12 protein-coding genes are annotated in these 14130 nt (G+C 67.5%); 5 read left to right on the top strand and 7 right to left on the bottom strand.

The annotated features are described in order from the left end of the window. Positions 1-29 precede the first annotated feature (29 nt). On the bottom strand, positions 30-905 hold the full coding sequence (locus ACJ7C5_RS04980) for a LysR family transcriptional regulator (RefSeq protein WP_412703231.1): 876 nt from the start codon (positions 903-905) through the stop codon (positions 30-32). A gap of 101 nt (positions 906-1006) precedes the next feature. On the opposite strand from ACJ7C5_RS04980, the gene ACJ7C5_RS04985 reads away from it, so the two are divergent. Continuing rightward, the gene (locus ACJ7C5_RS04985) at positions 1007-1609 is read left to right on the top strand and encodes a short chain dehydrogenase (protein ID WP_412703232.1); all 603 of its coding nucleotides are present in this window, start codon (positions 1007-1009) and stop codon (positions 1607-1609) included. A 73-nt stretch (positions 1610-1682) separates the two neighbouring features. On the opposite strand, the gene soxR is transcribed toward ACJ7C5_RS04985, so the two are convergent. Next, a complete protein-coding gene (soxR, locus tag ACJ7C5_RS04990) occupies positions 1683-2117 on the bottom strand; it encodes a redox-sensitive transcriptional activator SoxR (RefSeq protein WP_088024856.1) in 435 nt (144 codons plus the stop codon). An 80-nt stretch (positions 2118-2197) separates the two neighbouring features. Between soxR and ACJ7C5_RS04995 the strand changes: the two genes are divergently transcribed. Beyond that, the gene (locus ACJ7C5_RS04995; protein ID WP_412703233.1) at positions 2198-3568 is read left to right on the top strand and encodes an MFS transporter; all 1371 of its coding nucleotides are present in this window, start codon (positions 2198-2200) and stop codon (positions 3566-3568) included. Between the two features lie 174 nt (positions 3569-3742). Here ACJ7C5_RS04995 and ACJ7C5_RS05000 read toward each other — a convergent pair whose 3' ends face one another. Both ACJ7C5_RS05000 and ACJ7C5_RS05005 read right to left on the bottom strand, forming a co-directional pair. Further along, entirely contained in the window at positions 3743-5764 is a 2022-nt protein-coding gene (locus ACJ7C5_RS05000; RefSeq protein ID WP_412703234.1) for an esterase/lipase family protein, read from the bottom strand. Next, positions 5764-6753 (bottom strand): Lnb N-terminal periplasmic domain-containing protein, encoded by a 990-nt coding sequence (locus tag ACJ7C5_RS05005; RefSeq protein ID WP_412703235.1) that lies wholly within the window; start codon positions 6751-6753, stop codon positions 5764-5766. The genes ACJ7C5_RS05000 and ACJ7C5_RS05005 overlap by 1 nt, the downstream gene beginning before the upstream one ends. 156 nt (positions 6754-6909) lie before the next feature. Here ACJ7C5_RS05005 and ACJ7C5_RS05010 point away from each other — a divergent pair, with 156 nt between their 5' ends. Next, entirely contained in the window at positions 6910-7314 is a 405-nt protein-coding gene (locus ACJ7C5_RS05010; protein ID WP_412703236.1) for a GFA family protein, read from the top strand. Here the strand turns inward: ACJ7C5_RS05010 and ACJ7C5_RS05015 are convergent. From ACJ7C5_RS05015 to ACJ7C5_RS05025, 3 genes are all read right to left on the bottom strand, one after another. Beyond that, positions 7311-7484, bottom strand: coding sequence for a hypothetical protein (locus tag ACJ7C5_RS05015; RefSeq protein WP_176433120.1), 174 nt, complete (start codon positions 7482-7484; stop codon positions 7311-7313). The two genes, ACJ7C5_RS05010 and ACJ7C5_RS05015, sit on opposite strands and share 4 nt — an antisense overlap. A 100-nt stretch (positions 7485-7584) precedes the next feature. Beyond that, positions 7585-10686, bottom strand: coding sequence for an efflux RND transporter permease subunit (locus ACJ7C5_RS05020; protein WP_412703237.1), 3102 nt, complete (start codon positions 10684-10686; stop codon positions 7585-7587). A 4-nt stretch (positions 10687-10690) separates the two neighbouring features. Further along, positions 10691-11869, bottom strand: coding sequence for an efflux RND transporter periplasmic adaptor subunit (locus ACJ7C5_RS05025; protein WP_412703238.1), 1179 nt, complete (start codon positions 11867-11869; stop codon positions 10691-10693). A 151-nt stretch (positions 11870-12020) separates the two neighbouring features. On the opposite strand from ACJ7C5_RS05025, the gene ACJ7C5_RS05030 reads away from it, so the two are divergent. Both ACJ7C5_RS05030 and ACJ7C5_RS05035 read left to right on the top strand, forming a co-directional pair. Further along, positions 12021-12704 (top strand): response regulator transcription factor, encoded by a 684-nt coding sequence (locus ACJ7C5_RS05030; protein ID WP_065722583.1) that lies wholly within the window; start codon positions 12021-12023, stop codon positions 12702-12704. Further along, the gene (locus tag ACJ7C5_RS05035) at positions 12682-14067 is read left to right on the top strand and encodes a sensor histidine kinase (protein ID WP_412703239.1); all 1386 of its coding nucleotides are present in this window, start codon (positions 12682-12684) and stop codon (positions 14065-14067) included. The genes ACJ7C5_RS05030 and ACJ7C5_RS05035 overlap by 23 nt, the downstream gene beginning before the upstream one ends. Positions 14068-14130 lie beyond the last annotated feature (63 nt).

A 14130-nucleotide genomic window follows, 5' to 3' on the forward strand; every position in this document is an offset into this window, starting at 1 on the left:
CAACGGTCGGCACCCACCGCAGTGCAGCTCTAATGCCCCAATGTGGCCATGACGAAATCGACGAAACACTGCAAGCGCGGACGCGGCCGTCGATCCCGCAGGTAGATCAGGTGCATCGGCCGTGGTTCGGGCAGGTAGTCACGCAGCAGCGGCTTCAACCGCCCGGCCGCGATCTCGCCGGCCAGCAGCGCGGTCGGCTGCAGCACCAGCCCGGCCCCGGCCACGGCGGCCTCGCGCAACGCGACACCATCGTTGCAGGTCAACCGCGCCTCCCAATCCACCTGTTCGCCGTTGGCCAGCTGCCAACCATGGCCGCCGCGCCAGGCCAGGTGACTGAGGCAATCATGCCCCTGCAGATCCGCGGGCGTGCGCGGCGTGCCGCGCCGGCGCAGGTACGACGGTGCCGCACACAGGCTCATTGCATACGGCGGCAGCGGCCGCGCCACCACCTCCTGCGATGGCAGCGGCCCAACGCGGATCGCCACGTCGAAGCCATCCTCGATCAGGTCCACGCGGCGGTTGCTCAGGTCCAGCTCGATGTTCAACTGCGGCTGCGCGCGCAGCAGGCCGGCCAGTCGTGGCGCCAGCACGCAACTGCCCCAGGTGGTTGGCGCGCTGACCCGCAGCAGTCCGCGAGGTTGAACCTGCAGGCCGGCCACGTCGGCCTCGGCCTGCTGCACCTGCTCCAGCACCTGCCGGCACCCGGCCAGGTAGGCGCTGCCGGCTTCGGTCAGGCGCTGGCGGCGGGTGTTCCGTTGCAGCAACGCAGTGCCCAGGTGCGCCTCCAGCTGCTGGATGTACTTGCCGACCATCACCGCCGAGACCTGCAGCTGTTCGGCAGCGCCGGCGAAGCTGCCACGCTCAGCGACCGCCACGAAGGCCTGCATGCAGCGAAGGGTATCCATTGCTAATCCAGAGTTAGGAATCTGCGAAGCATACGCCGCTTACCTAACCCCACTGTGAGGGCGCAGACTGCGCCCATTCCCCCCTCTCGCAAGGAACGGCCATGAAGATCCTCCTCGTCGGTGCCAGCGGCACCCTCGGCCAGGCAGTCGCCCACCAGCTCGGCCAGCAGCATCAGATCCTCGCCGCCGGCCGCAACAGCGGTGAGCTGCGCGTCGACCTGACCGACGACGCCAGCGTCGCCGAACTGTTCGCGCGTACCGGCCCGGTCGATGCGGTGATCTCAACCGCTGGCAAGCTGCACTTCGGCCCGCTGCAGGAGATGACGCCCGAGCAGTTCAACCTCGGCCTGCAGGACAAGCTGCTGGGCCAGGTGCGGCTGGCACTGGCCGCGCAGCACCACCTCAACGCCGGCGGTTCGATCACCCTGACCAGCGGCATCGTCAGCGCACAGCCGATCCGCGATGGCGTCAACGCCACCTCGGTGAATGCCGCACTGGAAGGCTTCGTGCGTGCCGCCGCACTCGAGCTGCTGCCCCGTGGCCTGCGCGTCAACGTGGTCAGCCCGAACGTGCTGATCGAGTCGATGGCGGCTTACGGCCCCTATTTCCCAGGCTTCGAAGCGGTGAGCGCGCAGCGCGCGGCGCTGGCCTTCCAGCGCGCGGTGGAAGGCATCCAGAGCGGCGAGACGATCACGGTCTGGTAAGAAAAAAGGGGACGGAGGGGATTAAGTCGTTAATGCACAAACGACATAATCCCCTCCGTCCCCTTTTCGGGGTTCACTCCCAGCGCATCGGGCCGTCGCCGCGCTCGCCGAGCACATCCCCCGGGTTGGCCAGGCGGCAGCGCTGCAGCGACAGGCAGCCGCAGCCGATGCAGCCGGTCAGTTCGTCGCGCAGCAGTTGCAGCATGTGGATGCGTTCTTCCAGCTCGGTGCGCCAGCGCGCGGACAGCTTGGCCCAATCGGCCTTGGTCGGCGCGCGGCCCTCTGGCAGGCTTTCAAAGGCTCGGCCGACCGCTTCCAGCGGCATGCCCACGCGCTGCGCCACGCGGATCACAGCCAGCCGGCGCAGCACGTCGCGGCTGTAGCGGCGCTGGTTGCCCGAGGTGCGCAGGCTGCTGATCAGCCCCTTGCGCTCGTAGAAATGCAGCGCGGAAACCGCCACGCCACTGCGCTCGGCGACTTCGCCCACGCTCAGTTCCTGGGACACCATTGCTTGACCTCAACTGCTGTTGAGGTGCCATGCTGCTATCTTCGCCGCCAGTTGACAAGCGCGGCCCGCATCTGACCCGTATGCCCCCGACCCTCTCGCCCGCCGACGCCATCGCGCCGTCCGATACGTCGATCCTGTCCTCGCGCTACCGCGCCACCACCATCGGCATGGTGGCGCTGGTGGCGCTGCATGCCTTCGAAGCCCTGGCGGTGGCGGCCGCCATGCCCACCGTGGCCGAGGCGCTGGACGGCCTGCGCCTGTATGCGCTGGCCTTCGGCGGCACCCTGGCCACCAGCGTGATCGGCATGACCCTGGCCGGGCGCTGGGCCGACCGCCAGGGGCCGGCGCGTCCTCTGTGGTATGGGCTGGCCTGCTTCGTGCTGGGCCTGCTGCTGGCTGGATTCGCGATGCGCATGGGCATGCTGGTTGCGGGCCGACTGCTGCAGGGCCTGGGTGCGGGCGCGATCTCGGTTTCACTGTATGTGATGGTCGGGCGCAGCTACCCCGAGCACCTGCGCCCGAAGGTATTCGCCGCGTTCTCGGCCGGCTGGGTGGTGCCGTCGATGATCGGCCCCGCGCTGAGCGGGTTGATCGTGCAGCATCTCGGCTGGCGCTGGGTGTTCCTGGCGGTACCACTGCTGGCGGTCCCGGCCGCACTGCTGCTGCGCCCGGCGCTGGCGCGCATGCAACCGACCGACGCAGGAAACAGAGACGAGGGTCGCGGCAACGTGGTGCGCTGGGCCAGCGGCGCCTCGCTGGCGGCGCTGCTGCTGTACTTCGGTGGCCAGCAGCGCGGCCTGCCCGCCCTGCTCTGCATTGGCGCAGCGCTGCTGGCCCTGCTGTTCTGCGTGCACCGCCTGCTGCCGGCCGGCACATTGATCCTGCGCCGCGGACTGCCCAGCGTGATCGCGCTGCGCGGTGTCGCGGCGGCCGCATTCTTCGCCTGCGAGGCCTACCTGCCCCTACTGCTGCAGCGCGAACGTGGGCTCTCGCCCAGCTGGGCCGGTGCCGTGCTCAGTCTTGGCGCACTGGGCTGGTTCGCCGGTTCATGGCTGCAGGGCCACCAGCAGCGTGGCTGGTCGCGCCAGCAGCTGCTGCGCATGGGCACGCCGCTGATGACGATCGGTATCGCCGCCACCCTGGCCGTGCTGTTCAATGCGGTGCCGCTGCCGGTGGCCTTGGTCGGCTGGGCCATGACCGGCTTCGGCATGGGCATGATCTACGCCAGCCTGTCGGTGCTGACGCTGTCGTTGTCCGCACCGCACGAGCAGGGTGCCAACACCTCAGCACTGCAGCTGAGCGAGGCGCTGTCGGTGACCACCGCGCTGGCGGTTTCCGGCGCACTGTTCGCGCTGTTCGTGCAAAACGCACCCCACACCGGCTACGTGCTGTGCCTGGCGATCACCTTCGGCCTGGCGCTGCTGGCCACGGTGATCGCGCGGCGGGTGTAGCGCGGCAGCGCTCGGTAGTGGCGGGGGGGGGGCGGCCCCCCCCCCCCCCCCCCCCCAGAACGGAGTTTTGGCGCCGCCCGCCCGCCCGCACAACAGTCGGCGGTTGGGCCGGCCGGGGCCCGCCACCCCCCCCCCACGCAGGAATGCCGTGATGATGCCGGCCAGCGGCCGGCACTACCTGGTCGCGGCGCCCATGTCATCGATGTCGCGATGCAGGATGCGCCGCACCTCCAGCACCGCCTGCGGGGTTTCCTGCACGCTGTGGCCGGAGATGATCACCTTCTCCGACAGCGCACCCGGCAGATGTGCGCTCCAGTACGGCACCAGCCCATCATCGGACTTCTCCACCGGCAGCTCCGGCTTGCGCTGGGCAATGATCGAGTGGTACTTCAGGCCGGCTTCAATCGGCAGCTGCGCGGCGGCCTTCACGAACGGGTCGCTGGCCTTGAGGTTGTCGATGCTGTTGGGAATCTTCGGCTTGGCGGTACCGTCGACCTGCTGCTCGGCCTGCGCCAGCGCCAGGAACACATCCTCGAATTTGCCGAGGATGGTCAGCGGCAGCCGCACCAGGCGGCCGATCAGGCGCCCGACCTTGTTGCCTGCGATATCGGTGCCCTGGTGCGGGGCAGCGATGAAGATCGCACGCTCCACGTTCGGCTGTGCCTTGAAATGCAGCAGCGGCCCCAGCTTGTTCTGCACCCGCTTCAACCGTTCACCCTTCAGATCGTAGTTGGCCAGCAGGTCGTTCCACAGCACGTCGCCGGAATCGCTCACCAGCAGCCGCGCCAGTACGCCACCCATGCTGTGGCCGATGTAGACCATGTCCTTCGACGCACGCGTGCTGCCGCTGGGATCGAAATGCTTCAGCGTGTCGTTGAACGCGTTGGCGATCTCATACCGGTTCAACGCGATCGGCGCATTGGTCGGGTAGTAGACCTGCCACACCTGGAACTGCTGGCGCAGCTCGGGATCACCCATGATTTCGTTGGCCAGGTTCACCCACGCTTCCGGGCTGCTGGCCAGACCGTGCAGCATGAAGATGATGCGGCGGTTCGGATCCCACGGCTGCATCAGGTAGATATGCGGCTCGCCGATGCCCTCGCTCATGCCGAACAGGGTGCGCAGCGACTGCCGCGCGAAGCCACTCTGCGCCAGCCACAAGCCATAGGCAGCGGTGAAGTTTCCGGCAAGCGGCACCTGTTCACCGTGCAGGGTGATGCGCTCGGTGGCTTCGGGCGAATAGGCATCCAGTTCGACCCGGCGCGTGCGCATCACGTCGTCCAGGCTGCTGCCTTCGAACCGCAGCAGCGCAGTGACGTTGATCGAGGACATCTCACTGAACTCGGGCACCGAATCGTCATGGCGATGACGGCGACCGCGACGCTCGTCGTCCTCGTCGTCCTGCGCGGTTTCAGCCTTTGGGCCATCCGGTGCGATCACCGGCGCGACCAGCTTCGGCGGATCCATCACCATCACCAGCTCGGCACCGAAGCCATCGCGGCGATAGGTGCTGCGCAGGCCGACGAAGCTGACCGTTCCCGCCGGAACCAGCTGCGCGGGAATGCTCTTCAGGCCCAGCTGCTGGTAATTGGACGCCAGCGACCAGCTGCCCACGGTCAGTGGCTTCGTGTAGTCCTCGCCGGCCAGTGCCGCTGCACGCGCACGCACGAACAGCACCACCGCCGCCTTCTCGGCCGCGTAGTTGTAGTAGTCGCGCACCTGCGTCTGACGATCCTCGAAGGCACGGTCGGACGGTGAGCGGCCACTGTAGAACAGGTAGGCATAGGCATAGCGCGCGGCTTCCAGCCAGGCATCCAATGCCGCATCACTCATCGGCGGGTCGCCGGCAGCCGTCTTCTTCGGCGTCATCGCCAGCGCGGCCTTCACCCACAATTCGGACAGCGCCGACAGCCGCTGCTCGACATTGAGGTCATCGGTCATCAGCAGCGTGCTGCGGCAGACCAGGAAGTCCTTCTCGCACTGCGACTCATCCAGGCCTGCTGCGCTGAGCGTTTCGCGCGCGGCCGGGCTGAGCTTGCCGGTGTTGAGCACATCCGCGCGCTTGTTGACCAGCGAATCGCTGGACTTGACCTGCTTGACGGTGACCATCGCACAGCCGCTGCTGCCCAGCAGCAGAAAGGCGGCGAACAACACCGGCAGCAGGCGCTGCCAGCGGGTCAGAAAGAGTTGGGTCATTACTGCGGGTCCTGCTCGGTGCCGGGCACGCCCTGGCGGATTGCGGTGGAGAAATTGGCGCCATCACCGAGATCCAGCGCGCGCTGGGTGATGCGGCCCTTGGCATGCAGCTCGGTGTACGGCACGCCCGGCGTGAGCGCACCGACCTCCTGCGCGTACTCGGCCAGGTAACCGGACAGCAGCAGGCGGTAATCCAGCGGCAGGCGCGGTGCGATGTGGCGGGCCAGGTCGAAGACGATGGTCGTGCAGTTGCTGGTCAACGTGTTGTAGAAGCCCGGCTTGGCATCCAGTTCACGCGCCTGTTCGATGTACGCAGCGAACAGTTCCTTCAGCTGCGCGCGGTCCATGCCGTGCAGGCGGTACAGGTAGACATCTTCGCCACGCGCATTGGTGCGGGTGCGGATGATGTCGGTCTCCTCCGAAGCCACCAGCGTCATCTCGAACTTGCGGAAGAAGCCGCCCAGCGCGGAGAACGACTCACCGCGCTCCTTGCGGATCTCCAGCGAGAACACCACGTGGCGACCGTCCTCGAAACCAAACGAGATCAGCGTGTGGGCGATCGCCGGGCCCATCCAGTACGACAGCACCAGGTCGGCCGAGCGCAGCTGGTCCAGGTCGTACTCGCGGCGCACCCAGTGTGCGTCGTAGTCGGTTTCGGTGCGCCAGCGGAAATCGCGCACGTTGTCCAGCACGACGTGGCGGCCATCGAAGGACACCACGTGCAGACGCTGGGCCACGTCATCGGCCCACAGCCGGTCCTGGCGCGGGGTCAGCAGCAGCCACCACAGGCCGGCCAGTGCCAGCGATGCCCCGAAGGCCAGGCCCAGTCGGCGCGAGGCACGGCCCCGCGCGACCCGCCACGACGCCCACAGCGCAACCAGCAGCCACAGCCCGGCGACGCCGGTGGCCAGCCAGCCCGGCCCCGGCAACTGATAGGTCAGCAGCCCGGTCACCCACAGCGCCAGCAGCGCCATGGCACTTCCTGTCATCCATCGTCCTGCGGCTTTCACTGGCATCCTGTCGCGGTCTTGAAGCCGCATAGTTAGCCACAAGCGGGTTCACCATGGCATCTACGGACCGTTCAGGCAGGCCGGCGCACCGTTGGCGGCGGCCTTTGCGGCCAGGTTCACCTCACAGGAGCAACGATGGGCATCACTTCCGTGGCCGGCGTTCCGGTCCAACCCCAGCACCGCGCGACCTGCCACTGCGGCACGGTCGAGCTGCTGCTGGACCTGCCGGACGGCATCGTCGATCCCCGCCGCTGCGACTGCTCGATGTGCCGGCGCCGTGGCGCCATTGCCGCCAGCGTCACCCGCCAGGGCCTGCACGTGGTGCGCGGGCAGAATCACCTGCAGCTGTACCAGTTCAACACCCATGTAGCCGAGCACTACTTCTGCGGTGTGTGCGGCATCTACACCCACCACTGGCGCCGCTCCAACCCCGACCAGTACGGTTACAACGTGGCGTGCCTGGAAGGCATCGACCCATTTGCACTGGGCATCATCCCGGTCAACGACGGGGTCAACCACCCGGCCGACCGCGGCGTTTAGTGGCGCGTGCGCCGCGGCGGCGCGGCGACCTTCTGCCACGGCGCCATGCCACTGCGGCCGGCCCGCACCGGGCGTTTCAGCCAGGGCCGGCGGGGCGTGGCCTGCGGTTCGGCGGCGACCGGGGGAGGAACAGGTCTGCGGCCGGGCCAGAGATGATCGAGCAGCCACATGGCAGGTCTCCGTGGGGGACGGGGACGACCTACGCTAGCGACACCTGGGCAAAGAACGGGTGAGGGTGCTGCGGCAGCCAGATGACAGCCGCGTCCCCCCTCAGTCCTGCGGCCGTGAACGTCCCAGGCGGCGCACCAGCACGAAGAACAGCGGCACCAGCAGCACCGCCAGCACAGTGCCGGAGAGCATGCCGCCGATCACGCTCATGCCGATTTCACGACGGCTGACCGCACCCGCACCGGTGGCCAATGCCAACGGAATCACACCGGCCACAAAGGCCAACGACGTCATCACGATCGGACGCAGGCGCAGGCGTGCGCCCTGCAGCGCAGCCTCCACCGCCGAACTCCCGGCGCGATAGCGTGCCTCGGCAAACTCCACGATCAGGATCGCGTTCTTGGCCGACAGGCCGATGGTGGTCAGCAGACCGACCTGGAAGTAGATGTCGTTGACGAACCCGGCCGCGGTGGTCGCCAGCACCGTACCGATCACGCCCAGCGGGATCACCAGCACCACCGCCACCGGCACCGTCCAGCTCTCATAGAGCGCTGCCAGGCACAGGAAGATGAAAGCAATGGAGGCGGTGTACAGCCACAACGTCTGGTTGCTGGCCAGCTGTTCCTGGTAGGACAGGCCACTCCACTGCAGGTCGAACCCGGGTTGATCGGCAACCAGCGCCTGCATGCGCTGCATCGCCTCGCCCGAGCTGCGCCCTTCAGCGGCGCTGCCCTGGATCTGCATCGCCGGCAGGCCATTGAAACGCTGCTGCAGCTGCGGCCCGCGCGCCCAGTGGCTGCTGGCGAAGCTGGCGAACGACGCCATCTGCCCGTTGCCACCGCGCACATACCACTGGCCGATGTCGTCGGGCACGCTGCGGTAGGGCTGGTCGCCCTGCATGTAGACACGCTTGACCCGGCCGCGATCGAGGAAATCGTTGATGTAGCTGCCGCCCCACGCCGCCGACAACGTGGAATTGATGTCGGCCTGGGCAAGGCCCAGTGCGCTGGCCTGGGCATGGTCGATGTCCAGCCGCAGCTCGGCCTTGTCACCCAGGCCGTTCAGGCGCACCGAGGTGAGCCCATCGTCTTCGCCTGCCGCACGCACCACCTGTTCCTGCGCTGCCTGCAGGGCCACGCGCCCGGCCGCACTGGTGTCCTGCAGCCACAGTTCGAAACCACTGGACTGACCCAGTCCACGCACCGCCGGCGGTGCCAGTACATTGACCTTGGCATCCGGCAAGCTGCGGAAGTAGGCATTGGCTCGCGTGCTGATCGCCGCAGCGGTGTTGTCGCCCGTGCGCTCATCCCACGGCTTGAGTGCGAGGAAGCCCTGCCCGGCGTTCTGGCCGGTGCCGGCATTGTTGCGGCCGACCACCACGAACACCACGTCCAGGTTCTGCTTCTCGTGCTCCATGAAGTAGCGGCTGATCTGCTCGCCCAGCGCCTCGGTACGCGCCATCGGTGTGCCTTCCGGCGTGGAGAACTGGAAGGTCACCTGGCCCTGGTCCTCCACCGGCAGGAAGCCGGTGGGCATCCGCGCATACAGCGCGACCATGGCGATCACCAGCAGCAGGTAGAACGCCATCCAGCGCCGCGGCCGGGAGACGACGCCACCGAGCTTTCCCTGGTAGGCCAACTGGCTGCGCTCGACACCCCGGTTGAACGCCCGGAAGAAGCGGCCCTGTGGCTTCTGCGCCGAAGACGGCTTGAGCAGGGTCGCGCACAGCGCCGGGGTCAGCGTCAGCGCCACCAGCGCCGACAATGCCATGGCAGATGCAATCGTGATCGAGAACTGCCGGTAAATGATGCCGGTGGAACCACCGAACAGCGCCATCGGCAGGAACACTGCGCCCAGCACCACGGTAATGCCGATCAGCGCACCGGTGATCTCGCCCATCGATTTTTCGGTCGCTTCGCGCGGCGGCAGATGCTCGTCGTGGATGATGCGCTCCACGTTCTCCACCACCACGATCGCATCGTCGACCAGCAGGCCGATCGCCAGCACCATCGCGAACAACGTCAACGTGTTGATGGTGAATCCGGCGACGGCCAGCACGCCGAAGGTACCCAGCAGCACCACCGGCACGGTAATCGCCGGGATCAGCGTGGCGCGCAGGTTCTGCAGGAACAGGAACATCACCACCACCACCAGCACGATGGCTTCGATCAGGGTATGGATGACCCCCTCGATCGAGACCCGCACGAACGGTGTGCTGTCACGTGGGTAGGCCACCTGCAGGCCGGGCGGGAAAGTCGGCCGCAGCCGTTCGATCTCCGCGCGCACCGCGTCGGCGGTGGCCAATGCGTTGGCACCCGAGGCCAGGGTCACCGAGAAGCCGGCCGCCGGATAGCCGTTGAGATAGCTGCTGGTCTGATAGTTCTCCGCGCCGATCTCGACCCGTGCGACGTCACCCAGCAACACCGCAGCACCATTGGGCAGCGTGCGCAGGATGATCGCGCGGAACTGCTCGGGGGTCTGCAGGCGCGACTGCGCGGTCACCGTAGCGTTGAGGCTCTGCGTCGGGCTGGAGGGCATCGCGCCGAGTTCGCCGGCGGTCACCTGGGTGTTCTGCGCCTGGATCGCGGCGCGCACGTCCGACGGCATCAGGTCATAGGCGCGCAGCTTGTGCGGGTCCAGCCACACGCGCATTGCGTAAGCCGAGCCGAACACGTTGATCTCGCCGACACCGGGAATGCGGCTGATCGGGTCCTGCACGTTGCTGACCAGGAAATCGGAGACGTCCACGCGCTCCATGCGCCGGCTGGTGTCGTACAGCGAGACCACCATCAGCGAATCGCCCTGCGATTTGGCTACCGTCACGCCCTGCTGCTGCACTTCCTGCGGCAGCCGGTTGATGGCCTGGTTGACGCTGTTCTGCACCTGCACCTGGGCGATATCGGGGTTGGCGCTCTGGTCGAAGGTGACCGTGATGCGCGCCTGCCCCGATGACGAACTGGTGGACGAGAAATACAACAGGTGGTCGATGCCTTTGATCTGCTGTTCGATCACCTGGGTGACGCTGTCTTCCACCGTCTGCGCCGAGGCACCGGTGTAGTTCGCGGTGATGTTGACCTGTGGTGGTGCGATGTCCGGGTACTGCTCCACCGGCAGCTGGGTCACCGCGATGGTGCCGAAGGCCATGATGCAGATCGCCAGGACCCAGGCGAATACCGGGCGATGGATGAAGAAGCGCGGCAGCATCTGCTCAGTCCTTCCCGGCCGGTGCCGGCGCAGGCTTCACCCGTACCGTCATGCCATCGGCCAGGCCCTGCGCGCCGGCTACCACCACCTGCTCACCGGCGGCCAGGCCATCGAGTACCAGCCACTGATCGCCCACCGCACGCGCGGTGCGGAACAGGCGCAGCCGCGCCTTGCCGTCCTTGTCCACCAGCCACGCCTGCGCCTCGCCCTTGGGGCTGCGATCGACCGCCGCCTGCGGCACCAGCAGCGCCTGCTGGCGGGTCCCCTGCCCCACCAATGCGCGCACATACATGCCCGGCAGCAGCTGCCCATCCGGGTTGGGGAAACGCGCCCGCAGGGTGATGCTGCCGGTTTCCTGCTGGACGTCGACGTCGGCGAATTCCAGCGTGCCGGGCAGCGGGTAGTCGGTGCCATCGGACAGGCGCAGCCGCACCGGCGCAGTATCGGCCTGCACGCCTCCATCGGCGATGGCGCGGCGCAGTGCCAGGTACTCATTGCTGGACTGGGTGATGTCAACGTTCATCGGGTCCATCTGCTGCACCCGTGCCAGTGGGTCGGCCTGGCCGGAGGTGACCAGCGCCCCCGGCGTGAACAGCGCGCGGCCGATGCGCCCGGCAATGGGCGAGGTCACCGTGGCAAACCCCAGCCGTGTGCCGGCCGTGTCACGTGCGGCGCGTGCGGCCTGCGCGGCGGCGGCAGCCTGCTGGTCGCTGGCGATCGCATCGTCCACGTCCTGGCGCGCGGCCAGCTGGTCCTTGCCCAGCGCCTGCATGCGCTGCGCCCGCAGGCGCGCGGTCACCGCAGCGGCCTCGGCGGTCTTCAGGTTGGCCTGCGCCTCGTTCAGCGCCGCCTGGTACAGCGCCGGCTCGATCTGGAACAGTGGCTGCCCGGCCTTCACCCACTGGCCCTGCTCGAACAACCGCTTCACCAGCACGCCATCCACCTGCGGGCGTACGTCCGATTCCTGCGAGGCGACGCTGCGCCCAGGCAGTTCCTGCTGCAGTGCCAGCGGCTGGCTGTGCAGGGTCAGCACCGTCACCTCAGGCGTCGTCGCGCCGGGCTTGGGCGCGTCCTTGCCGCAGGCGCTGAGCAGGCCGGCCAGGGCAAGCGCCAGCAGCGGCAGGCCCACGGTTCGTGGCAGCCGCCAGGCGCGGTACGGACGGGGGGGGGTCGGAAAGATCATCGGCTGCAGGTTCCACGCGGGGGGAGCGTTCGGCGCCGAATATAGAAGACGCGGCGGCACGATCCTGCTAAATCGCGCATGAAACATTTTTCATTTGCAGTCGCTGCCCACGATTGCGAGGATGCCCGTGTCCCACTCTGCACACTGGCCCATGCCGCGCGTACTCACCATCGAGGACGATCTTGTCACCGCCGAGGAGATCGCCACCGAACTGCGCAGCCATGGCTTCGACGTGGACGTGGCCAGCGACGGCAGCAACGGCCTGGCGCTGGCACGTGCAGGCGACTACGCGGTGATCACCCTGGACCGCATGCTGCCCGGCATCGACGGGCTGGCCCTGGTCACTACGTTGCGCCGTGAAGGCATCACCACGCCGGTGCTGATGATCAGCGCGCTGTCTGACGTGGATGAGCGCGTGCGCGGCCTGCGCGCCGGCGGCGATGACTACCTGACCAAGCCCTTCGCTTCCGACGAAATGGCCGCACGCGTGGAAGTGCTGATCCGGCGCCAGGGCCAGGCCCCGGCCATCGACAACGTACTGCGTGCCGGCGACCTTGAACTGGACCTGATGACCCGTTCGGCGCGACGCGGTGGCCACGAGATTGCACTGCTGCCCACCGAGTTCAAGCTGCTCGAATTCCTGGTCCGCAACGCCGGCCAGGTGGTCACCCGCAGCATGCTGTTCCAGGAAGTCTGGGGTTACCACTTCGATCCGGGCACCAACCTGATCGATGTGCATATCGGCCGCGTGCGCAAACGCATCGAACAACCCGGCCGGCCGCAGCCGATCATGACCGTACGTGGAACCGGCTATGTCTTCGACGCGCAATCCTGACCACTGGCGTTCCTCCAGCAGCAGGCTGCTGGGCCTGTACTGCATCCTGTTCGTGGCGTGGTCGAGCCTGCTGCTGGGTGTGATGTACTGGCGCATCTCGGATTACCTGAATGATCTGACCGAGTCGGGCCTGCAGCAGCGCGCGCATCTGTTCATGAGCTTCGACGGGCCGGCACTGGATGAAGCGCTGCGTGACAGCCAGCGCTTCGATCTGCACCAGGTCTATACCTATGGGTTGTTCGACAAGGCCGGCATGCCGATGGCGGGCCCGTTGACGGCGATCCCCGGGGGACTACCGCTGGATGGCAACTCGCATGCGGTCGACGGTTGGACGCTGGCCGATGGCCGGCACGAGAACGGTGGCAGTGCGCTGGGCGTGGTGACCCGGGATGGACGGACGCTGGTATTCGTGCGCCAGAACGGCAAGCTCATGGCGGTCAACAGCATCATCCTCGATGCACTGCTGTGGGGTGTGTCGCTGACCGTCATTCCCGGCCTGGTGGGCTGGCATCTGCTGCGCCGGCGCCCGTTGAAGCGGATCCAGCAGATCGAGGCGGCCACCAACCGCATCGTTGCCGGCGACCTTGGCCAGCGCCTGCCGGTCTCCAGCCGGCGCGACGAGATCGACCGGTTGTCGAGCATCGTCAATGCCATGCTTGAACGCATCGAACAGCTGATGACCGAGGTCAAAGGCGTGTGCGACAGCATCGCCCACGATCTGCGCACCCCGCTCACCCGACTGCGCGCGCATCTGTACCGCATGCGCGTCGGCCTGGACGAGCAGGATCCCCATGCCAACCCGCTGGACAAGGCGCTGGCGGAAACAGACATGCTGATGGCGCGCTTCACCGCGCTGCTGCGGGTGTCCGAACTGGAGAGCCACCAGCGACGTTCGGCCTTCGACGCGGTCGACGTTACCGAGCTGCTGCAGGAACTGCACCAGTTCTACCTGCCACTGGCCGAGGAGAAGCAGCAGTTGCTGGAGCTGCAGGTGGACCCACAGGTGGGCCCGCTGCGTGGTGACCGAGAACTGTTGTTCGAAGCGGTGGCGAACCTGCTGTCCAACGCCCTGCAGTTCACCCCTGCGCACGGCCGCATCCTGCTGCGTGCGGTCGATGATCACGGTGCCCCAAGGATCGATGTGATCGACAATGGGCCGGGCATTCCGCCGCAGGACCGCACGCTGATCTACCAGCGCTTCTTCCGCGGCAGCAGCAGTGCCGGCCAGGGACCGGGATTCGGCCTGGGCCTGTCGATCGTGGCCGCCATTGCCGGCCTGCACGGCTTCCGTGTCCGCGCCGGCAGCGCCCCCGGCGGCGGTGCCTGGATGAGCATCCGCGGCGCGACTGACGGCCTGTCCTGAGGCAAGGCCGGGCAGTCGCAATCGCACTTGGGAATCATTTGTATTTGCGGGCAGGCATCCGGA

Source organism: Nocardiopsis yanglingensis (assembly GCF_045809185.1).
GTDB classification, from domain to species: Bacteria; Pseudomonadota; Gammaproteobacteria; order Xanthomonadales; family Xanthomonadaceae; genus Stenotrophomonas; species Stenotrophomonas yanglingensis.

What these genes read in the sequence shown, in the direction of transcription:
- ACJ7C5_RS05020 (WP_412703237.1), bottom strand. Translation starts at nt 10,686, where the DNA reads ATGCTGCCGCGCTTCTTCATCCATCGCCCGGTATTCGCCTGGGTCCTG.
- ACJ7C5_RS05010 (WP_412703236.1), top strand. Translation starts at nt 6,910, where the DNA reads ATGGGCATCACTTCCGTGGCCGGCGTTCCGGTCCAACCCCAGCACCGC.
- ACJ7C5_RS05005 (WP_412703235.1), bottom strand. Translation starts at nt 6,753, where the DNA reads ATGACAGGAAGTGCCATGGCGCTGCTGGCGCTGTGGGTGACCGGGCTG.
- ACJ7C5_RS05000 (WP_412703234.1), bottom strand. Translation starts at nt 5,764, where the DNA reads ATGACCCAACTCTTTCTGACCCGCTGGCAGCGCCTGCTGCCGGTGTTG.
- ACJ7C5_RS05035 (WP_412703239.1), top strand. Translation starts at nt 12,682, where the DNA reads ATGTCTTCGACGCGCAATCCTGACCACTGGCGTTCCTCCAGCAGCAGG.
- ACJ7C5_RS05030 (WP_065722583.1), top strand. Translation starts at nt 12,021, where the DNA reads ATGCCGCGCGTACTCACCATCGAGGACGATCTTGTCACCGCCGAGGAG.
- ACJ7C5_RS05025 (WP_412703238.1), bottom strand. Translation starts at nt 11,869, where the DNA reads ATGATCTTTCCGACCCCCCCCCGTCCGTACCGCGCCTGGCGGCTGCCA.
- soxR (WP_088024856.1), bottom strand. Translation starts at nt 2,117, where the DNA reads ATGGTGTCCCAGGAACTGAGCGTGGGCGAAGTCGCCGAGCGCAGTGGC.
- ACJ7C5_RS05015 (WP_176433120.1), bottom strand. Translation starts at nt 7,484, where the DNA reads ATGTGGCTGCTCGATCATCTCTGGCCCGGCCGCAGACCTGTTCCTCCC.
- ACJ7C5_RS04985 (WP_412703232.1), top strand. Translation starts at nt 1,007, where the DNA reads ATGAAGATCCTCCTCGTCGGTGCCAGCGGCACCCTCGGCCAGGCAGTC.
- ACJ7C5_RS04980 (WP_412703231.1), bottom strand. Translation starts at nt 905, where the DNA reads ATGGATACCCTTCGCTGCATGCAGGCCTTCGTGGCGGTCGCTGAGCGT.
- ACJ7C5_RS04995 (WP_412703233.1), top strand. Translation starts at nt 2,198, where the DNA reads ATGCCCCCGACCCTCTCGCCCGCCGACGCCATCGCGCCGTCCGATACG.